Raw genomic sequence first — 20675 nt, forward strand, 5'->3', positions numbered from 1 at the left:
TCTTAATTCCACACTTTCGTCGTCGCCATGGCGGGCCGCGCTACGAATGACAAACCGTCGCGTGGCGTCGCTAAGGCGACGCTGCTGACGGTCGCCGTCGCCGCGATGTTCGGCGTTTTCGGCGGCCTGGGCTTCTTCACGTTCGGTTACGGCGAGGGGTACGCCTATCTCGGCAACGACCCCGCCAGCTGCGCCAACTGCCACGTGATGCAAGAGTTCTACGACTCGTGGCTTAAATCGAGTCACCACAACGTCGCCGTCTGCAACGATTGCCACACGCCCCACGACAGCATCGTCGCCAAGTACCTCACCAAGGCCGACAACGGCTTCTTCCACTCGCTGGCGTTCACGACCGGCGACTTCAAGGACCCGATCCAGATCAAAGCCCGAAACAGCCGCGTCGTGCAGCACGCCTGCCTCGATTGCCATAAGAATCTCGTCAACCACCTGCTCCCAACCGAAGACGGGGGCGACATGATCTCTTGCGTCCATTGCCACGCTAGCGTGGGCCACTCACAAACCGTGGCGCCGCGCCGTTACGAAGGGTACTGAATCCATGCCGTCGACCATTCGCAACTCTTCTCGAAGCGGCCGCAAGGGCGGCGTCGGCCTGTTGCTGCTAGCGTTCCTAGTCGCCGCGATCGGGACGGCCCTCGTGGCATGGGTGCTGGTGACGATGTTCGGCCACAAGCAAGAGGCGCGAACGCCTTACGTGCGTGTGGTTGAACTCAACGAAGTGTCGGTCGATCCCGAGCCCTGGGGCCTCAACTGGCCGCACCAGTTCGACGGCTGGAAGTCGACCGCCGGCGACAAGTTCTATGGCGGCTCCAGCGCGATGCCCGAGTCGAAACTCGATAAGCAGCCTTGGCTCAAACGCCTCTACGCCGGTTACGCGTTCAGCATCGACTACCGCGAAGCCCGCGGCCACGCCTACATGCTTTACGACCAGGGCGTCACCGAGCGCGTCACCAAGAAGCCCCAGGCCGGCGCCTGCCTGCACTGCCACGGCTCGACCACGGTGCTGTACCGCCAGGTCGGCCTCGAAGCGATGGGCGAGGACGCCGACGACGAGGCCCTCGCCGCCCACTTCAACATGGAAGCCGTGCAGCGCGGCTTCGAGGAAGTCAGCACGAAGACGTACGGCGAAGTCCTCGACATGCTCAAGGCCACGCCCGACGGCACGCCCGAAGAGAACGAGCCCGTCTTCCCGCCGGCGCCCGCCGGCGGCTTTACCGGCGAGATCGCCGGACAACCCCTTCCCGAAGGTCACGCCAACACCGGCGGCGGCGAGGCCCACCCCGTCACCTGCATCGATTGCCACGACCCCGCCACGATGGCGATCCGCGTCACCCGTCCGGGATTCGTCAACGGCATCGCCGCCCTCGCCGAAGGAGACGCCCCCGTCCCACACATCCCGAGCATCGAGAAGTGGCGCCGCGGTGGCAAAGCGACTCCTTACGACCCTAACAAGGACGCGTCACGGCAAGAGTTGCGTTCGTTCGTCTGTGGCCAGTGCCACGTCGAATACTACTGCGCATCGAAGATGACGCTCACATTCCCGTGGAAGAACGGCCTCAAGATGGAGGACGAGGAGCAGACTTGGGAAGAGACGACCTTCCCCGATGGCAGCCCCTTCATGGACTATGCCCACGGTGAGACCGGCGCTCCCACCTTCAAGGTCCAGCACCCCGAGTTCGAGCTGTGGAGCCAGGGCGTCCACGCCCGCAACGGCGTCAGCTGCGCCGACTGCCACATGCCTTACCAGCGAGTCGGCGCCGCGAAGGTCTCGAATCACCACGTCCGTTCACCGCTCGAGAACCTCAACTCGGCATGCCAGACGTGCCACCGCCAGAGCGAGGCAGAACTAGCCCAGCGGATCGAGACGATTCAAACCACCAATCAAGCGCTGCTCGAACGCGCCGCCGGCGCGATGACCGCCATGCTCGACGCCATCCTCGAAGCCAAGGCCTCCGGCGCCGATGAGGAAGGCCTCGAAGAAGTCCTCAAGCTCCAACGCAAGGCCACTTGGCGGCTCGACTACGTCAGCAGCGAGAACTCGCGCGGCTTCCACGCCCCGCAAGAGGCGGCGAGGATCCTCGCCGAGTCGATCGACTACAGCCGTCAGGCCGAAGCCCTGGCGCTGCGGCTACGAGCCCCCGAGGCGCCGGACATCGAAGGCGTTCCGATCGAGCCGATCCAGGGCGTGACGCCCACCGAGCCAATCGTCAAGGAACCGGCCGGCAAACCCGAGACCGACGCCGTGTCGTTAAACGCTCCCCCTACAACCGATGGCTAGAGCGTGCTTCACTTAGCCATAGCGTTTTAGCCTCGCTCTGATTTACGAAACAACGTGGGGACGTCTCGCGCAGAGGCGCAGAGACTCAGAGTTGGATGCTTTCAAGACTCACGCCAAGGCGCTAAGCCGCAAAGAACAAGTTGCTGTGCGATCGTTTTCGACTGCGCTCATTTCTCAACGACTTTGTCTTTGCGCCTTGGCGGCTTGGCGTGAGTCTTCGCTGCCGACCCTCTGCGTCTCCGCGTCTCTGCGCGAGACGCTACGGCAATAGGAAGTACGCTATAGCCGCCTCGTATCACGTCACTCGGCTGGCGGTCGATGGCGGGGCAGGGTATCCATACCGTAGGCCGGCGAGGCATCGCCGTGGCCGAGCGTCCCACGCCTCACTCGTCGTACCACCGCGGTGAACCCTTCAACTCCGCCAATCGTTGAGCCGCCGCGGCTGCCGCGGGTAATCTTCGGCTCGAGCGCCCTGGGCAATCTCTACGAGGCGATCCCCTTCGAGCGCAAGCTTGCTATCGCCCGCGCTTGGATCGAGCACGGCGGCGACAATGTCGTCATCGACTCGGCCGGCAAGTACGGCGCCGGCTTGGCGCTGGAGTGCCTCGGCGATTGCCTGCGGAGCCTCAACGTGCCCCCCGAGCGAGTCACGATCAGCAACAAACTCGGTTGGCGCCGAGTGCCTCTCGTGGGCGAGGAGCCGACCTTCGAGCCCGGTGTCTGGCGTGACCTCGGGCACGACGCCGCGCAGTCCATCGAGGCCGAGGGCATTCTCGCCTGTTGGCGCCAGGGCCTTGAGCTGCTCGGCGAACCTTACGCTCCGCGGATGCTCTCGGTCCACGACCCGGACGAGTATCTCGCCAGTGGCGACCCCGAGGTGCGGTGGCGTGACCTCGTCGCCGCTTACGAGGCGCTCAGCAAGCTCCGCGACGAAACCCCGGGCGCGACGCTCGGCGTCGGCTCTAAGGACTGGCGCGTCGCCAAGCGGATCGCCGAGTCCGTGCGGCTCGATTGGGTGATGCTCGCCAACTGCGTGACGATCTACACGCACCCACCCCAGGTCCTCGACTTCATCCTCAGCCTCGCCCGGCAGGGTGTAGCTGTCGTCAACTCCGGCGTCTTCAACGCGGGCTTCCTCGTCGGCGGCCGCTACTTTGACTATCGTCTCCCCTCGCCGACCGCCGAGAAGAAGCTCTTCGATTGGCGTGAGCGATTCCTATCGCTCTGCAATAGGCACGGCACACGCCCTGCCCACGCTTGTGTGCAATTCGGCCTCTCTCCACAAGGCGTCGTCTCGGTCGCGCTGAACACGACCAATCCCGATCGAGTTCAAGAAAACGTCGAGATCGCCGTCACGCCGATCGCCGATGACTTCTGGCTAGAGGCTAAAGCGATTGGTCTCATCGACGACGCCTACCCGTACCTCGGGAACAACGCATGATCCGCAGCGGCATCCTCAACCCGCACCTCGCCTCGCTCTTGCGGCGCGTGCGTCACACCAACACCCTAGTCATCGCCGACCGCGGGTTCCCATCCTGGCCGGGCCTGGAGACGATCGACCTCAGCCTCGTTGACGACGTGCCGACCGTGCTGCAGGTGCTCGAAGCGATCAAGGCCGAAGGCGTGTTTGGCGCCGCGTGGATGGCCCAAGAGTTCCTCGCCTACAACAAGGGCGTCACCCAAGAGACGTTCGCCGGCGCCCTGAGTGGCGTTCGGTTGTCGCACGAGCCGCACGACGAGTTCAAGAAACGCGTCCCGCACGCCACCGGCCTCATCCGCACCGGCGACACGACGCAGTACGCGAACATGATCCTGGAGTCGGCATGATCCTCGACGCCCATCACCACCTGTGGCGTTACAGCCGTGAGGAGTACGGCTGGATCTCCGACGAGATGAGCGTCTTGGCCCGTGATTTCGCCGTCGCCGATTTGCGGGCGACAGCAGGCGAATGCGGCGTCACCGGTTCAATCGCCGTGCAAGCGCGGCAGACGATCGCCGAGACCAATTGGCTACTCGACATCGCGGACTCCGATGACTTTGTACAGGGCGTCGTCGGGTGGGCGCCGCTGGCAGACCCGGACGTTGGCGAAGTGCTCGACCGCTGGGCCGGTCGCTCCAAGCTCAAAGGCCTCCGGCACGTCGTTCAAGACGAGCCCGACGACTTCTTCCTGTTGCGTGATGACTTCAATCGCGGCGTGGCCGAAGCGCTGCGGCGTGGACTGACGTACGACATTCTCATCTTCGAGCGCCAGTTGCCGGCGGCGATTGAGTTCGTTGATCGCCATCCCGACGGCCGCGTTGTGCTCGACCACCTCGCCAAACCCCGCATCGCCGCGGGCGCGATCGAGCCGTGGCGCAGGCAACTTATCGAATTGGCGCAGCGTCCCAACGTCGCCTGCAAGGTTTCCGGCGTCGTCACCGAGGCGGACTGGTCGAACTGGTCCGCGGACTCGATCCGCCCTTACCTCGACGCAGCGCTCGAAGCGTTCGGCCCGACGCGATTGATGTACGGTTCCGACTGGCCCGTCTGTCTGCTGGCCGCCGACTATCGGCGCTGGGTCGAGGTCGTCACCGCCTGGGCCGACGCGCTCTCTCCAAGCGAGCGGGCGTCGTTCTTCCACGGCGCCGCCGAGACGGCTTACCAACTAGAGACTGCCCAAGAATGAAAGCCCTCGAGATCACCAAGCCCGGCGCCGCCCGTCTGGTGGATCGCCCCGAGCCCACGCCCGCGCCCGGCGAGCTCCTGCTACGCATCCACACTGTCGGTTACTGCGGCACCGACCTGAGCACTTACCGCGGTCGCAACCCGCTGGTCGCCTACCCACGCATCCCCGGACACGAGGTCGCGGCGGTCGTTGAGGGCCTCGGCGAGGGCGTCAGCGATTGGACCGTCGGCGAGCAACTCCTGGTGTTCCCCTACACCGAGTGCGGCGTTTGCTCCTCGTGTTTGGCCGGTCGCCCCAACTGCTGCAAGAACAACCAGACCCTCGGCGTGCAACGCGACGGCGTGCTGGCGGAGTTCGCAACGATCCCCGCCGGCAAGGCGATGCGGGCCGCGGGCCTCGGCCCGCGCGAGCTGGCGCTGGTGGAGCCGCTCACCGTCGGCGCCCACGCCGTCGCCCGCGGCCAAGTAACGGCTGGCGAGACCGTCGCCGTTTTTGGCTGCGGCGCCATTGGCCTTGGGGCAATCGCCGCGGCGTCCTATCTCGGCGCCCGCGTCGTCGCCATCGACGTCGATGACGCCAAGCTCGACCTCGCGGCGGCCTGCGGCGCCGCCGAACGCCTGCACTCGATCCGCGACGACCTCGGGGCGCGGCTGAACGAACTCACCGAAGGCCACGGCCCCGCCGTTGTCATCGAAGCCGTCGGCCTGCCGGCGACCTTCCGGGCGGCGGTGGACCTCGTCGCGTTCGCGGGGCGCGTCGTCTACATCGGCTATGCGAAGGAGCCTGTCGCCTACGAGACGAAGTGGTTCGTGATGAAAGAGCTCGATATCCGTGGCTCGCGCAACGCGTTGGCCCGCGACTTCGAGCAGGTGATCGCGATGCTCGCCGCCGGCCGCGTCCCAACCGAGCGGATCGTCACCCAAGACGTGTCGCTCGCCGACGCCCCCACCGCACTCGCCAACTGGGACCGGGCGCCGGGCGACGTGACAAAAATTCACGTGCAGCTCAGAAAGTGATTTAACTGCGAGCCGATTACGCGCACACGCCGATTTCGGTCAAGACACCGTAATCGGCGTCTGGAGACGCCTCCCACATTCTGGCGTTATTCACCAACTTTCGGCGGCGTGAAACCGTAGTCCTCCCGCAACTCGGCGAGCCGCGCAGTCAACCGTTCTCGGACCTCGGCGTACCTGGGATCGTCCGCCACGTTGCTGAGCTCTCGCGGGTCTTCCTCCAGGTCGTACAGCTCCCACTCGTCACGCTTGTAGAAGTGGATCAGCTTGTGCCGGCCGTCGGTCACGCCGTCGTGCAACTGCACGTTGTGGTCCCGCTCGGGACCCTCGTGATAGTGATAGTAGAAATCCTCTCGCCAATCGGGCGTCGGCTCGCTCCGCAGGATCGCCGTCAGGCTGCGGCCGTCAACTTCTGGATCGACTTCGGCGCCCGCGAGTTCGAGGAACGTCGGCGCGATGTCGAGGTTCGACACGATGCGGCCCTCTTCACGACCCGGCTCTTTCAGACCCGCTGGCCAGCGCACCACCATCGGCGTCCGCAGCGACTCCTCGTACATGAACCGCTTGTCGAACCAGCCGTGCTCGCCGAGATAGAAGCCTTGGTCGCTCATGTAGACGACGACCGTGTTCTCGGCGAGCCCGGCGCCATCGAGCCAGTCGAGCACGCGGCCGACGCCCTCGTCAACGCTTGCGACACACGCCAAATAATCTTCCATGTAACGCCTCCACTTCCAGCGAGTGCGTTCGTCCCCTTCGAGTCCCGAGTCTTCGAGCTCCGCCTGCCGCGGATCAATATGCTCGACCCACGCCGCCTTCTGGTCGGCGGTCATATGGTTGTAAAGCCACTGCCGGTGGTTATTGTCTTCCGCCCACGTCTTGATGTCGCGGTCGTTCATCGTCTCCCCGATCCGCATCTTCGCGTCCACCGCCGAGCTGGTCCGCGTCGAATAGTCGTCCAGCAGCGTCGCCGGCTCGGGGATCTCGCGGCCGACGAACTCCTTCAGCCGCTCCGGCGCCGGGTCCCACGGCCGGTGCGGCGCCTTCTGATGGATCATCAACAGGAAAGGCTTGTCCGCTTTGCGGCCCGTCTCGCCCGCGCCGTTAAGCCACGCGATCGCCTTGTCGGTCGTGACATCGGTCACATAGCCGTCGATCGCGCTCTTACCGGCCGGGGTGATGAAGTCGGGCCGGTAGTACTTCCCTTGGCCCGGCAGGACATCCCAGTGATCGAAGCCCGTCGGCTCGGACACCAGATGCCACTTGCCGACGATCGCCGTCTGGTAGCCCGCTCGCTGCAAAGACTTCGCCATCGTCCACTGCGTGCCATCGAACGTCGAACGGTTGTCGTAGAACCCGTTCCGCGAGCTGTGCTTACCCGTCAGCACCGTCGCCCGACACGGGCCGCACAACGAGTTGGGCACGTACGCCCGATCGAAGCGAATCCCCTCACGGGCGATGCGGTCGATGTTCGGCGTGTTATTGATGCCGGCCCCATAGGCACTGACCGCTTGGTAAGCGTGGTCATCCGACATGATGAACACGAAGTTCGGCCGCGGCGCCCCCTCGGCGCTGACCGCAATCAGCAACGCAAGCAGGAGGAACCGCCACGACGCGGGGAGCGCCAAGGAACGCCGGATTCTCTTGGGAGCCATCGCCTTCTCCGCAGGAAACAGGGTCACGAGACGAGGACGATTGTACACTATTGGGTGGCCATTTCCTACGAGAAAAGCACGTCACTTAGCCCCCGGTCAATGACCGGCGGCTAAGTAAACCCCGCCATCACTCGCGCTCCTTCGCGCCCTCGTTCAACCACCCACCCGCAAAGCCCGCACGCTCCAGACCCGCGCGGACATACGGGCTACGCTTCATCAAGTCCCACACGAAACCGCTGCGGTGGTTCTCGGCCATCAACAGGATCGGCCCCTGGTCAATGCCGAGGTAGTCCGAGTCGAACCAGCCGTGCTCGGGATCGATCACGCCGCGCTGCGGCCGGGCGTCGGCGAAGCGGAACGAGGGGTTGAACGCGTCGCGGAAGCCATACTCGCCGTAGAGCCGATCGCCGTATCGCTCGCGCATCGACTTGAGGGCGTGGGTCGTTTCGTTCGGAGCGAAGGGGATCGATCCGCCGGTCGCGGTGGGGGCGATCGTGCCGTCGTCGATCACCGCGGTCGCGCTCGCGCCGCGGGCCATGTACGTGTGGAAGCGGCGCGACTGGCCGTTGTGACTCCACTCCCCGTTCGCGGGCCCGTCACAAGCGGTGAGGCCCCAGACATCGGCGCCGTAGTCGCGCCAGCTGGCCGGGTTGGCGATCGCGTACTCACGTTGCGCGAGCGTCGCGCGGCGCGAGTTCTCGAAGTAATCGATCCCCTTCTCGCGCAAGTAGGCGTCGGCGACGCCGCGCAGGTCGATCCAGCAGGCAGCGTACTGGTGACCGAAGAGCGGGGCGAAGTTGACGTGCTCGCCTTGGCCCTGGAAGTCGGCCCACTTGTAGGTCTTCGTGAACGCTTCCCATGCCTCCGGCTCGACCGGGTGCGTCGGCGAGCCGATCGCCAGCACGTAGAGGAACATGGCCTCGTCGTAACCGCGGTAGTCGGCCCGACCAAAACCTCCCTCTTCGGGCTTCCACCCCATCGCGATCAGCGGCGGACGCGGCTGCATCCAGTCCCAACGCACGTTACGATACAGCGCGTCGGCCGTCTCGCGAATCTCACGCTCCGTGCCGTTGTCGCCATCAAAGTACTCGCGCGAAGCGAGCACGCCCATCATCAGCAACGCCGTATCGATGCTCGACAGCTCGCAGTTGCGCCAGCGCTCGCCGGTGCGCATGTCGAGGAAGTGATAGAAGAACCCGTTATGGCCGCTTGCTCCGGCGGTCTCTTCGTTCTGACGAGCGTCTCGTAAGAATCGCAGCGTCGCCAGCGTCCGTTCGGCCGCTTCGTCGCACTCGACCCACCCGCGCTCGACGCCGACACAGTAAGCCGTCAACCCAAACCCCACCGCCGCGATGCTGCAGGGCGAAGCGCTGGGATATCGATCGGGCGTCAAACCGTTCTCGGCCGGTGCGGTCTCCCAGAAGAAGTTGAACGTGCGCTGCTGGAGGTTGTCGAGGAAGGCGGAGTCCGACTCGATCGCAGCACTCGGCGACGCTAGGAGCGATGCGAAAAGGAGGCCGATCAACTGCGCTGAAGTCCGTTGAATCATGCAGGAACGCCAGGTGTTCAAAGAGAAGGGGAGCGGACTCGTTGTCCGCTCCCCGTGATTTCAGCTGATATGAAAGTAGGGCCAAGCCCCAGTGCGCTTTGTGCTTAAAGATTCACGTCGACTGTCTCGCCGTCGCGCCGATGTCCCATCCGATTGAAGTTCTCCGGGTCGACGCCAAAGGAGATAAAATGCACGGACCCATCGGCGAAGACCGAGTTGATGCCACCGGGGTGCGAGGACCCAAGCACCCAGTCGCCGACATTGTCACACGAGCCGTCCGGACCGAAAATGGCGGCGAGCTGCTGATCGCGACTCTGGTCGGAGGTGCTGGCTTTACCAGGCACTTGAGAAATGTCGTTGTCGGCTCGCGGCGGAAATAGCGTCGTGCGGACGTTATTGCAGTCCCACCCGTCGGCCCAGCCATTGTCATCGCCCGCCCCAATGCCAAAGCCCACGCCGCTACTGGCCCCAGTAATGATGTCGGGAACAAGCCACTTCTCGGCGATCAGCATCGTCTTGCTTGATCCGTCCGTGATTTTTGCAAAGGTCATTTTCGAACCGGCGCCGCCGGCTTCACCCGAAGTCGGTGGATTACCATTCAGAATCCAGTCGGTCCGCTGAATCACGCCGCGGTATTGGACTTGGCCTTGCGCCTCCCTCGAAGGATTCTTTAGGCCTTGGACGACGTTTCGGGGGGGAACCCCTTCAGCGCATGTCGAACAACCCCACGTCGACTGATTGAGGCGGTTATAAGGCGTTGTATTCATCGGGCTGGCAAGCATGTTCTCCATTTCGTTCGCCCCACTCATCTCTGAACGCGCTGGGGCCGCATTCACAGCCGCGTAATCTACCTTAGAAGCGGTGCCAGGCGTTGGAGTGCCGGGACTTCGACGTGACGGGCAGTAATACATTGCAACAGTGAATTCGCTAATCTGGCTCTGCTGAACGACACCGGCGATGGCCCCTTCTTCCATAAAAGGAAGTATCTGATAGAAGACGCCGAGTCCTTGCGTTTCGGGGCCGTTAGGCGGACCTTGCCTCAATGCCGGGTTGGGCTGAGAAAAAGTATCTGCGAGGTAGTTCTCGATCCTGGCCTGCGGTGTCGTCCCACCCGTGGGGAACTGATCCTGGGTGTCGTAAAAGTTTTGACACGCCAACCCGATGTTCTTCAGGTTGTTCTTACACTGCGTGCGCCGCGCCGCCTCGCGCGCCGCTTGCACGGCCGGCAGTAGCAGCGCGACCAAGATGCCGATGATGGCGATCACCACCAGCAGCTCGACCAGGGTGAACCCGTATTGGCGATTGCCTTTCAACTTTGCCTGTTCCATTTGAAAACCTGCTTGTAGGTTTTAACTTGTCGCCAATACGGGTCCACACCCGGCTAACCACCCCGGATCATCGATCCGCTTCAGACGAGTCGCCGCCGAGCGGCAACGGCCGTCAATCCGACTAAGACAAGTACGCAAGCGGTCGGCTCGGGGATCGCGGCCGCCGCCGATGGCGCCGACGTGGTGCCGTAATTGTCCGCCCACAGGTCGTAACCCGCTTGGCTGCTGTCGGGCGAGTTGCCGTCACGCCAGACCGTGTAGTCGGCCGCGTCAACCTTGCCGTCGCTGTTGTAGTCGCCCGCCAGACCACCCGTGACGGCCATCAGCGAGAAGTCGTCCCAGAAGGCCGACACCGTCGTGCCGGTGTCCGGGTTGGCGGTGATGTTGTTGGTGATGCCAGCGACTCGGACATCTACCGTTCCCGCCGGCGCCGTTGCCGACAGAGAATGCGTGTGCCAGTTGTTGTCGGCGGTCTGTCCAGCAGCACGTAGGTCGAGAGTGGACGAATCGATAACGACTCCCTCGCTATCGAGAAACGCCAGTTCGAGAAGCATCTGATTCTCGTCGCCGCCAGCGTTGTAAAAGTTTACCTCCCAACGCGAAGAAGCCGTAAACATGTACTCCGTTCCGGCCACCCCAGCGACAGACTGTTGAATCGAGGCCGAGTCCGCATCCGCAACGAACGGACGGACCCAGATCCCATTTGTGCCACCGGTAGCGGGATTGTTGGCGAAGCCCGCCGCCGCCAGCGAGTTGACGCCTTCAGGGTTCTCAATGAACTCCCACCCGGCTTCGACTAACCGCTCTTCCGCCGTTGGCGGCACTTCCGGCAGGATGTTCAGATTGGCGTTCTCCAGCAACTGAGTTGTAGGCGCGGCGGTGGTCGTTAGCGAGAAATTGTCCACGAAAGCCGACTGCGCTCCGCCGTTGGTGTTGGTGGTCATGTTGAGGCCCTGAGCCCGCACCCGGACTGACGCGGCGCCCGCCGGGGCGACCCCTACTAGCGGCGTGATATCGGGGTTGCCGTCCCGGCCCGACCAGCCGAGCCCCGCAATTAATTCGGTCTCTAGGTCGCGCACCAACGGCGAGCCGATCACCATCCCGCTCGAATCGAGGAACGCCAACTCAAAGTTGATGTCCGTGGAAAAGCCGGCCGTGCCGCCATAGTTTGCCTCAAACAGCCCGTCACCCGTAAACGAGTACTCTTGGCCGGGAACGGCCGCCACGATCTGCGTGAGGATCGCTTCCGTGGTGCCGTTCGCTTCATTGCCGCTGAATGGCTTGATCCACAGGCCGCGGTGATCCGGATCGACGGCGAGGGGGTCGATCGGATTGTCCGCGAAGCCGGCCAATGAAGCCGAATCCACCATCAGCGAGGGGTCCGCCGTGCGGAACTCCTCGAGCGTCCAGAACGGGACCTCGGGGATCGATGGTAGTGCAGGGAGTTCGAAATTGCCGAACGTCAGCAGTTCGACCGCCGTCGCACGCTGCGCCACCCCGAGGGCCGCGGCGCCAACCAGAGTACAAGCAACAAGTCGCCATTTGGTCGTCATGAGTAGCTTTCCTTGAAGAGTGTCCAACCTGCCGTGACTTCGAACGTGAAGAGGTCGCTTGCCTCCCGGAGCCTCCGCCAACCGGAGCCCTCTGCTATTCGATGCAGAGCCGCTTTGCGGGGCGAAAGTGTTGCGGGAGGTTTCAGCGACTGATTGAGCCGCCATCTTGTAAACCCAACCCACCACTGGCGGGCCGCGTCATGAAAAGCCGTTATCGATAAGCCGAGCCAGCGTCACGCCACCGCAGGAACCATGACAGGGGCCAAATAGCCACAGCAGGGCCGGGGGTGACGCACGTATGTCCCTACCTAAGAAAGTAATCCATCGCCGCCACTCACTGCAAGCGCTTTCACGACGAATTAACCGAACTTTTCCGTCAGATTTCTACGCAGGACCACCCCGAGCGGCAACCGGCAGCTTTCAAGTGCTTGCCCGCCACGGCGCGCCCTGGCGCCGGTCAGTTGGCGCCGGTCAGCTGCCGGAGAGCGTCCCGCACGACTCGCGGACAACCACCCGTGTCGGCAGGATCACCCGGCTAGAAGGCCGCTCAGGCTCGTTGAGCCGCTCGCAGAGGAGTTCGATCGCCTTGGCGCCCATCTCCGCCATGGGGACGTGGACCGTCGTCAGCCGCGGCCTGGTGAGCTGGGAGATGCGGGTGTCGTCGAAACCGACCACCCGCAGGTCCTCGGGAATCGACAGCGTCGCGGCGATGGCGGCGTCAACGACGCCGGCGGCCATCTCGTCGTTGGCGGCGAAAACCGTCGCCCCCGCGGCGGCCCATTCGCTGACCCTTTCGGTGGCGTACTCGAACGCGGTGCTGTAGCGGTAGTCGAGGTGGACCACGTCCTCGGCGGCGGGGCGGACGCCCACCTCGGCGAGCACCTTGCGGTAAGCGTTGAGCCGATCAATGGTGTCGAGGTTGGTCTCGTGACCGCCGAGGAAGACGATGCGCTTGCCCGGGTAGGACGACACCAGCCGGCGGACGAGCGTCTCGGCGCCGTTGTGGTGGTCGATGGCGACGGTGTCGTGCTTGGCGCCCTGGATGTCGCCGTCGAGGACCACCAGCGGGATCGAGGCGTTCTGCAGCGATTTGCGGATCATCGAGCTCATCTCGGTGACCATCACGATCATGCCGTCGACGAGCCCCTGCGTCCCCACCGCCGCGAGCACGTCCTGTCCGTCGTCGTCGGCGGTAACGGAAGAGACGAGCAGGTGGTAGCCCAGCTCCCGAGTCTTCTGGTTCGCGCCGCGGATGATCTCCGAGTAGAACTCGCCGTGGAGGTCGGGGAGCACCAGGCCAAGCACGTTGCTCTTACGCAGCATCAAGCCGCGGGCGAAGACGTTGGGTCGATACCCAAGTTCCGCAATCGCCGCCTCGACCCGCTTGCGCGTCTCGACGTTCACCAAGTTCCGCCGGTTCAACACGCGCGAGACGGTGCTGATCGACACATTGGCTTTCTTCGCAACGTCTTCGATCGAAGCAGCCATGAGCGGACGTGAGGGGAAGAGGGATGGCGTTATCGCGTCGCGACGGGCCGGCGATAGAAACCCTACCCTGTGGGAGACGACTCCGTGCCGCATTAGGTTAATTCGACGCCACCGGGGCGACAACGTTAGCTTTGGCGCCGCGGAGCCGCGACCGTTTCGCCTCGTCCGTGACCTCCGAGCCGCGGAGCGTGAAGGTCTCCGACAGGGAGACCGTCGAATCCCCCCCCACGCCAAGGCGGAACTCGCCGGGCTCGAGCACGACCTCGCCGCGGTTGTCGTAGTAGGCCAGGTCGTCCGTCGAGAGTGCGAACTCTAGCACCTGCGACTCGCCCGGCTCCAGCCGCACCCGGCGGAAGCCCTTCAGCTCGCGCACCGGCCTCACCAAGCTCGCCGCCACGTCCTGCACATAGAGCTGCGCGACCTCGTCGGCGGCGACATCGCCCGTGTTGGTGAGCCGGACACGGACGCCGATCGTCTGACCCGGCTTGATTGAATCCGTCGTCAACTCCGGCGAGTCGTAGCGGAAACTCGTGTACGACAAGCCAAACCCGAACGGATAGAGCGGGAACGGATCGACATCGATGTAATGCGAGCGGTACTTCTGATCCTCAGGGAAATCGGCGCGACCCGAACCGATCAAGGCCTTCGTCTCCGGCAGGGCAGGGCGGCCCGTGTTGGGGTGGTTGTAGTAGAGCGGGCACTGGCCGACCTGCTTCGGGAAGGTCGCCGGCAGTTTGCCGCTCGGCGACTCGTCGCCGACGAGCAGCTCGGCGATCGCCGGTCCGCCCATCGTGCCGGGGTGCCAGGCGTAGAGCACCGCGTCGGCGAGCTCGGCCTCGGCGCCAATCGTCAGCGGACGGCCCGCCATGACGACCAGCACGACAGGCGTTCCCGTCTCGGCAATCGCTTGCACGAGCGCACGCTGCGAGCCCGGCAGATGCAAGTCGGCCCGGCTCCGCGCCTCGCCGCTGAGCATCCAGCCTTCTCCGACGCAAACGATCGCCACGTCGGCGCCCTCGGCCGCATCCAGCGCCCCGTCAAAACCCTTGGTCGAATCGTCGATGCTCGACTCGGACCCGGCGGCATGGACCACTTCAATGCCATCGCCGAGCGTCTCCTTCATCGCCGATAGCAACGTGACTGCGTCTTCGGGCTTGCCATCGAGCATCCAGCAGCCCAACTGATCGCGGGCCGCGTCCGCCAACGGCCCGATCACCGCCACTCGCTTCAGCTTATCGGTCTTCAGCGGCAGGGCGACGCCGTCGTTCTTGAGCAGCACGCAGCTCTGTTGAGCCAGCCGCTTCGCGACTTCACGGCGCGACTCAATCGTCTGGTCCGCCAGCGGGTCGTCATCACGCGGCATCGCAAATTGGAGCTTCACTCGTATGATCCGGAGCACGGCGTCGTCGATCTGCGACTCTTCGATCTCGCCTGACTCGACAAGGTCCACCAGGTTTTCGCGGAACGTCGTGCTCGCCATCTCCATGTCGAGCCCCGCGGAGACCGCCAGCCGCGCCGCCTCGCGGCGGTCCGCGGCATAGCCGTGCTCGATCATCTCGATGACGGACGTCCAGTCGCTGACGACAAGCCCCTCAAAGTCCCAGCGTCCCTTGAGCAGGTCGGTGATCAGCTCACGATGCCCGGTAACGGGAACGCCATTGACGGCGCTGAAGCCCGTCATGAAGGTCGCGCAGGCCGCCTCGGTCGCTGCGCGGAACGGCGGCAGGATCGCGTTGTGCAGCTCGCTGATCGAGACCTCGGCGCGGTTGTAGTCGCGGCCGCCCTCCGTCAAGCCGTAGGCGGCGAAGTGCTTGGCGCAAGCGGCGATGCCTTCGTAAGCGACCGTGCCGTCGGCGTTCTCGACGGGCTGCTGGAAGCCCCGCACCATCGCTTTGGAAATCGCCGACGCGAGCAACGGGTCTTCGCCCACCGACTCGGCGATCCGCCCCCAGCGGGCGTCGCGGCTGATGTCGAGCATCGGCGCGAACGTCCAGTTCACGCCCTGCGCTCGCGCCTCATCGGCGGCGATCGCCGAGGCGGCTTCGATCAGTTCGGGATTCCAACTCGCGGCCTGCCCCAGCGGGATCGGGAAGACCGTCTCAAACCCGTGGATCACATCGCGGGGCGTCAGCAGCGGCAGGCCGAGCCGTGACTCCTCCATCGCGACGCGTTTCGCCTCGCGCGTCTGCTCGGGCGTCCCCGTGTAGAAAAGCGAGCCGATCCGTCCGCCGCGGAGGTCGTCGGCGACTTCTTTCGGCAGGTCGGTTCCGAACGACGACACCTGACACATCTGCCCGATCTTCTCGCGCAGGCTCATCGCATCGAGCACTCGCTGAGCGATCTCGTCGATTGTGCCGTCCGTCAGATCGATTTCCACCGCCGGCAGGCCGACGGGTTCGGCGAGCGGGTCCTCCGCGCCGAGAGTCCGCTCAACCTCGGGGTTGATCACCGCCGGATTGAAGGTCGTTGCGTCCTCGGCGTTAGCCACCAGAGCGGAAGTAACACCGAGCGCGAGCGCGAAACAAACGCGACAGAGTGCCGCGGACGGCGGAATAGCGTGAATCGGCATAGGAAAGACGAGAGTGAATCGGTATCGACGAGGCGCTGCCATGAGTAGCATATGAACTCAACGAGGCCGCGACTGCAAGCGTTTTCATCCCTATTCGGATCGGTATAAAGTCGCTCTCGTTGCAACCGCAGTCCCTCTGATGTCACTCGCTCTCTCGCTGGAACAGTTTCAACACCTGGCCCAGGTCTTGCTACCCATCTTCGGCATGCTCCTCCTGGGCGTCGCCGCCAAGCGTTACGGGTTTCCCGGCGACGGCTTTTGGGTCCCCGCCGAGCGGCTGACCTATTTCGCGATGTTCCCGGCGCTGATTGCTTCGACGCTAGCGAGCGCCGACCTGTCAGAGCTCCCCTGGAGGCGGATGGGGCTGGGAATCGCCGGGGCCATCGCCATCGTGACACTGCTGGCGCTCGCCCTTCGCCGGCTCATCGCGATCGACGGGCCGCGGTTCACCAGCCTCTACCAAGGCTCCGTCCGGATGAACACCTACGTCGGACTGGCTGTGGCCATGCGTTGGGCCGGCCCCGAGGCGCTCGCCTATGCGGCGGTGGCGATCGGCGTGATCGTGCCGCTGGTGAATCTGGTCTGCGTCTGGATGCTCGCCGAGTTGGGCGATCAACCGGGCGGCGGGAGTGTGAGCGTCTGGCGGCAGGTGGCGACCAACCCGCTCATTCTCGGCAGCGCGGTGGGCGTCGCTCTCAACGCGTCGGGCATCGGCGAGCCGCCGGTCCTCGGTGACCTGGCCCAGATGCTCTCGAAAGCAGCGCTACCGATGGGCCTGCTGGCCGTGGGCGCGTTCCTGAGTTGGGAGGCGATCGCCGCTTGTCGGCTTCTTGAGGCGTTGGCGACGTTCGTCAAGCTCTTGGCCCTGCCTGCGCTGACGGCGGCCTTGATGACACTGATGGGCGTCGATGGCGTCGCCCGTGGCGTCGGCGTCCTGTTTACCGCTCTACCAACAGCGACCAGTTCGTACCTTCTGGCGCGCCAGATGGGCGGCGACGCCGAGAAGATGGCCGCCCTGATTACTGCCCAGACAGCCCTCGCACTGTTCACCTTGCCAATCGTGATGATCTGGCTGGCATGAACCGGCTCGCCCGGCGACGCCCTACGAAAGCGTAGAGCGTCGCCGGCTCGCCAAGTCTTCCTTCGGCCGGCGATCGATTAGACCGTCGGGATCTGGGCCTCCAGCTCGAGGACCTGCTCCAGACCGGTCGCTAGCGCGATGTCGCCTTCACCGGCAAAGTAGAGGTCGCGCCCGCCGCTGCCGACGAGCAGATCGAACTCCTCATCGTCCACGACCGTCTGATCCTCGCCGCTGACGATCAGGTAGTAATCTTCGTTGAGGCCATCCTCGGAGTTATCGAGGTCGCCGACTAGGTTATCGACGCGTTGGTTGTACGAGCGGCTGCTGCCCCACTCGGCGAGGATCGCGTCGAGGGCGGTCCTATCTCCGTCGTGCAGCGTCTCTCCGGAGATCAGCACGTCGTCGCCCCCTTCGGCGAAGAGCAGGTCGATGCCCGTGCCCCCGATCAGGAGGTCACGGCCCGCTCCGCCGAACAACAGATCGTTACCGGCGCCGCCCAACAGGATGTCGTTGGCAGAGCCGCCAGCCAGCAAGTCATCGCCTGCGCCGCCATCGACGAAGGCCGACTTGTTGAACGTGCTCGACACAAATCCGATGTCGTTGCCGCCGCCCAAGTACAGCTCTGCCGAGGAAACGCTGCTGGCGTTGAAGTGGTGGATGACGGGCGGGCAACCGTCCAGGTCACTGATGACGTAGACCTTGTTCAAGAAGGAGACACGGTAGACCTGGAACGAATCGTTGCCGTTCGTGCCAATACCGACCAGAACGCCGTCCTGTAGCGCGACGCCCGAGATGATCGACTGCGTCGTCGCGGTCGCTACGCCGCCGTCGTCATCGGTCAGCGTCACTGTCACGTCGTAGAAGCCGGCGTCGGCGTAGGCGTGGGTCAGCGCCGCCGAGCCAGCCGAGCCAGCCGCGAAAGTTGAGGTCGTGCCATCGCCCCAGTCGACCGTCACGTCATGCGTATCGAGCACACCGGCGTCCGTAAACGCGGCGTTTAGCGTAACGGCTTGCCCCGCCTTCTTTGCGCCAAAGTCGGCGCCGTCCGACGTGACGCTCGTTAGGACCGGAGCGACGTTCTCCACCGTCAGGTCGAAAGTCGTCGACGTGAGACCGCCATCGCCGTCGTTGGCGGTGATCGTCACCACACCGGCGAAGTCGTCCTCACCCGCATAGGACCAGGTCCATCCGCCCGCGCCATCGGCGAGGACGCTGCCAATCGAAGCCGTGAACGTCAGGGGATCGGCAACGACGTCCGAGAACGAGCCGCTCGCCGTCAACTGCGAACCTTCGTCGCCTACCACAGCGCCGGGCGTCGCGACGACAACCGGGGCGACGTTCTCAACCGTCAGATTGAACGTCGTCGAGGTCAAGCCGCCGTCACCATCATCGGCGGTGACCGTCACCACGTCGGTGAGGTCGTCTTCCCCGGTGTAGGTCCACGTCCAATCACCATTGCCGTCCGCGGTGATGCTGCCGATCGAAGCGGTGAACGTCAGCACGTCGCCGGGGACGTCCCAGAACGAACCGCTGGCCGACAGCACCGTCCCCTCGTCACCCACCACCGCGCCGGGCGTCGAGACCACTGTCGGATCGACGTTCTCGATGGTTAGATCGAACGTCGTTTCGGTAATGCCGCCGTCGCCGTCGTTCGCGGTGATCGTCACGGTGTCGGTGAGGTCGTCATCGCCGGTGTAGGTCCACGTCCAGCCGCCATTGCCATCCGCTGAAACATCGCCAATGGACGCGGTGAACGTCAGCGTGTCCCCGGTCACGTCAGAGAACGAGCCCGACGTCGTCAACAGCTCGCCTTCCAGGCCGGTGACCGGTCCGGACTCATCGACGATCCCCGGCGCGACGTTGTTGACCACTAGATTGAACGTGTCCGTCACGACGTGGGGCGTCGCTTGGTCGTCGGTCACGGTAACGCGGACCTGGAGGTCGGCGTCGTCCTCGAAAAGGGCATTTGTGAGACCGCTGAGGGTGACCGTGCCTACCAGCGAGGCGCCTGAGACAACAATGTCCGTCACCGGCGAGCTACTGGGCGGAAATGCCGAAATCAACTGCCCCAAGGAGTCGAGCAATTCGACCGTGTAGTAGTAATTGTCTTGCGTCGTCTGAGAGACCGTCTGCTCGACCGCGACAACGCCATCCGCGCCGTTGCGGCCGAATAGGGTGTTGTCGGGATCGGTCCCCGACACGCCGCCACTGACGTCGATCGTAGCGCCGGCCGTGCTGAACGCGCCGTTCTGGTCGTGGGCCAGCAGGATGCGTCCGCCTCCGCCGCCACCGCTGTAGCTGTACAAGTTGTTCGACCCGGCCGCGCCGCCCCGGGCGCTGAGGGAGCCGCTGATATTGATGTCGTTAGCGTGCATGAGAATGCCGCCACCCGCGCCACCCGCGCCGCTGTAGAACCCCACGCCGCTCATTCCATCGGCGCCGTCGGCAAAGACGTACCCTGTCGATTCAACGGTGATCGCACCGACAGCGCCAAACTCGACGCCACCGCCACCGCCGCCGCCTTCCAAACCTATTGGGTTCAACTCTCGGCCGCCCGCGCCGCCGCCGCCGCCCTGGATTCCATCCGATAGGTCACCATTCACTGCACCAGCTTTTGGGACTTGATTGGGAGTCGTCCCGCTCCAGGCCTGAGGACCGCCAGTGCCGCCGGCCCCACCGAAACCGCCGCCACTGCCAGCGAAAGACGAGAAGGTAGGAGGAAGCAGGCCGAAGGCGCCCGCCCCGCCCGCGAAGCCCGCCGCTGAACCCGCCGCGGACTCGCCGCTGGTCGCGGTGGTGCCGCCGCCGCCTGGGACGACGGCGCCGCCGTTCCCGCCGCCGGGGCCCGCGATGCGGCCGTTCGCGCTGACATCGATCACGCCGCCGATCGAGATGTCGCTCAGCGAGAGAATCGCAAACGGACGCGACCCCGTCGCGGTGATCGTCTGCCCCGCGTCGAGGTCGAACGAGTCAAAAGTGAAGACCGCGATCTCATAATCGCTAGCGCCGACATTGTTGAGAACTGTCGCGCCGTTGCTGGCGAAGCCGGTGATTGTGAGCGCGTCGGTGTCGATGACGATCGACTCCATCGGGTTGGCCGGATCGAACACGCCCAGCGAGGCGAAGTCCTCCGGGTTCAGCCCGATCGACGAGCCCGACGAGGTTTGCAGCGTGTCGGTGAATGAAAAGGTGAGGTCGAGCGCGCCGCCCTCATCGATCGATTGATCCGGGAGGCTGCCGACCAGCGCCAAGTCGGCCGTCAGCGGCAAGCGGGCTTCGAGCTGTTCTTGACGGCGGACAAAGGACCGGCGACGAGCGGACAATGAGCGGTGACGACCCACGGTGTATCTCCTTGCGTGCGGTGTTCGCGAAACCGTTAGTGGCGTTCGTCGCGCGGAAGAAGAGGCAAGCTGGGCGCGACTTGGCGGTGATTGTAGTTGGACGCTGGCGTTGCAACTACACGAGTTGACGCACACGGGC

14 protein-coding genes are annotated in these 20675 nt (G+C 64.6%); 7 read left to right on the forward strand and 7 right to left on the reverse strand.

From position 1 onward, the window contains the following. Positions 1-27: 27 nt before the first annotated feature. From nrfH to Spa11_RS12495, 6 genes are all read left to right on the forward strand, one after another. A complete protein-coding gene (nrfH, locus tag Spa11_RS12470) occupies positions 28-552 on the forward strand; it encodes a cytochrome c nitrite reductase small subunit (RefSeq protein WP_145112704.1) in 525 nt (174 codons plus the stop codon). A 4-nt stretch (positions 553-556) separates the two neighbouring features. Further along, complete coding sequence (locus Spa11_RS12475) at positions 557-2296, forward strand: ammonia-forming cytochrome c nitrite reductase subunit c552 (protein WP_145112707.1); 1740 nt, start codon at positions 557-559, stop codon at positions 2294-2296. A 403-nt stretch (positions 2297-2699) separates the two neighbouring features. Next, complete coding sequence (locus tag Spa11_RS12480; protein WP_231932919.1) at positions 2700-3737, forward strand: aldo/keto reductase; 1038 nt, start codon at positions 2700-2702, stop codon at positions 3735-3737. Continuing rightward, a complete protein-coding gene (locus Spa11_RS12485; RefSeq protein ID WP_145112708.1) occupies positions 3734-4123 on the forward strand; it encodes an RbsD/FucU domain-containing protein in 390 nt (129 codons plus the stop codon). The genes Spa11_RS12480 and Spa11_RS12485 overlap by 4 nt, the downstream gene beginning before the upstream one ends. Beyond that, a complete protein-coding gene (locus Spa11_RS12490) occupies positions 4120-4962 on the forward strand; it encodes an amidohydrolase family protein (protein WP_145112710.1) in 843 nt (280 codons plus the stop codon). The genes Spa11_RS12485 and Spa11_RS12490 overlap by 4 nt, the downstream gene beginning before the upstream one ends. After that, complete coding sequence (locus Spa11_RS12495) at positions 4959-5978, forward strand: zinc-binding alcohol dehydrogenase family protein (protein WP_145112712.1); 1020 nt, start codon at positions 4959-4961, stop codon at positions 5976-5978. The genes Spa11_RS12490 and Spa11_RS12495 overlap by 4 nt, the downstream gene beginning before the upstream one ends. Before the next feature lie 86 nt (positions 5979-6064). Here Spa11_RS12495 and Spa11_RS12500 read toward each other — a convergent pair whose 3' ends face one another. From Spa11_RS12500 to bglX, 6 genes are all read right to left on the reverse strand, one after another. Then, positions 6065-7627, reverse strand: coding sequence for a sulfatase family protein (locus Spa11_RS12500; protein ID WP_145112714.1), 1563 nt, complete (start codon positions 7625-7627; stop codon positions 6065-6067). 127 nt (positions 7628-7754) lie between these two features. Next, positions 7755-9176 (reverse strand): glucoamylase family protein, encoded by a 1422-nt coding sequence (locus Spa11_RS12505; RefSeq protein WP_145112716.1) that lies wholly within the window; start codon positions 9174-9176, stop codon positions 7755-7757. Between the two features lie 104 nt (positions 9177-9280). Then, the gene (locus Spa11_RS12510; protein WP_145112718.1) at positions 9281-10504 is read right to left on the reverse strand and encodes a DUF1559 family PulG-like putative transporter; all 1224 of its coding nucleotides are present in this window, start codon (positions 10502-10504) and stop codon (positions 9281-9283) included. A gap of 80 nt (positions 10505-10584) precedes the next feature. After that, the gene (locus Spa11_RS12515) at positions 10585-12057 is read right to left on the reverse strand and encodes a hypothetical protein (RefSeq protein ID WP_145112720.1); all 1473 of its coding nucleotides are present in this window, start codon (positions 12055-12057) and stop codon (positions 10585-10587) included. A 471-nt stretch (positions 12058-12528) separates the two neighbouring features. After that, positions 12529-13545: a LacI family DNA-binding transcriptional regulator gene (locus tag Spa11_RS12520; protein ID WP_145382915.1), complete on the reverse strand. Its 1017-nt coding sequence runs from the start codon at positions 13543-13545 to the stop codon at positions 12529-12531. 97 nt (positions 13546-13642) lie between these two features. After that, positions 13643-16033, reverse strand: coding sequence for a beta-glucosidase BglX (bglX, locus tag Spa11_RS12525; protein WP_197529351.1), 2391 nt, complete (start codon positions 16031-16033; stop codon positions 13643-13645). Between the two features lie 220 nt (positions 16034-16253). Here bglX and Spa11_RS12530 point away from each other — a divergent pair, with 220 nt between their 5' ends. Further along, the gene (locus Spa11_RS12530) at positions 16254-17195 is read left to right on the forward strand and encodes an AEC family transporter (RefSeq protein WP_145112726.1); all 942 of its coding nucleotides are present in this window, start codon (positions 16254-16256) and stop codon (positions 17193-17195) included. 77 nt (positions 17196-17272) lie between these two features. Here the strand turns inward: Spa11_RS12530 and Spa11_RS12535 are convergent, their stop codons facing one another. Next, positions 17273-20536 (reverse strand): PKD domain-containing protein, encoded by a 3264-nt coding sequence (locus tag Spa11_RS12535; RefSeq protein WP_145112728.1) that lies wholly within the window; start codon positions 20534-20536, stop codon positions 17273-17275. Positions 20537-20675: the final 139 nt, after the last annotated feature.

The sequence above is a fragment of the Botrimarina mediterranea genome, assembly GCF_007753265.1.
In the GTDB taxonomy this organism is placed as follows: domain Bacteria; phylum Planctomycetota; class Planctomycetia; order Pirellulales; family Lacipirellulaceae; genus Botrimarina; species Botrimarina mediterranea.

Coding starts and splice junctions, on each gene's coding strand:
- nrfH (WP_145112704.1), top strand. CDS start 28: ATGGCGGGCCGCGCTACGAATGACAAACCGTCGCGTGGCGTCGCTAAG.
- Spa11_RS12475 (WP_145112707.1), top strand. CDS start 557: ATGCCGTCGACCATTCGCAACTCTTCTCGAAGCGGCCGCAAGGGCGGC.
- Spa11_RS12485 (WP_145112708.1), top strand. CDS start 3,734: ATGATCCGCAGCGGCATCCTCAACCCGCACCTCGCCTCGCTCTTGCGG.
- Spa11_RS12490 (WP_145112710.1), top strand. CDS start 4,120: ATGATCCTCGACGCCCATCACCACCTGTGGCGTTACAGCCGTGAGGAG.
- Spa11_RS12495 (WP_145112712.1), top strand. CDS start 4,959: ATGAAAGCCCTCGAGATCACCAAGCCCGGCGCCGCCCGTCTGGTGGAT.
- Spa11_RS12500 (WP_145112714.1), bottom strand. CDS start 7,627: ATGGCTCCCAAGAGAATCCGGCGTTCCTTGGCGCTCCCCGCGTCGTGG.
- Spa11_RS12505 (WP_145112716.1), bottom strand. CDS start 9,176: ATGATTCAACGGACTTCAGCGCAGTTGATCGGCCTCCTTTTCGCATCG.
- Spa11_RS12510 (WP_145112718.1), bottom strand. CDS start 10,504: ATGGAACAGGCAAAGTTGAAAGGCAATCGCCAATACGGGTTCACCCTG.
- Spa11_RS12515 (WP_145112720.1), bottom strand. CDS start 12,057: ATGACGACCAAATGGCGACTTGTTGCTTGTACTCTGGTTGGCGCCGCG.
- Spa11_RS12520 (WP_145382915.1), bottom strand. CDS start 13,545: ATGGCTGCTTCGATCGAAGACGTTGCGAAGAAAGCCAATGTGTCGATC.
- Spa11_RS12530 (WP_145112726.1), top strand. CDS start 16,254: ATGTCACTCGCTCTCTCGCTGGAACAGTTTCAACACCTGGCCCAGGTC.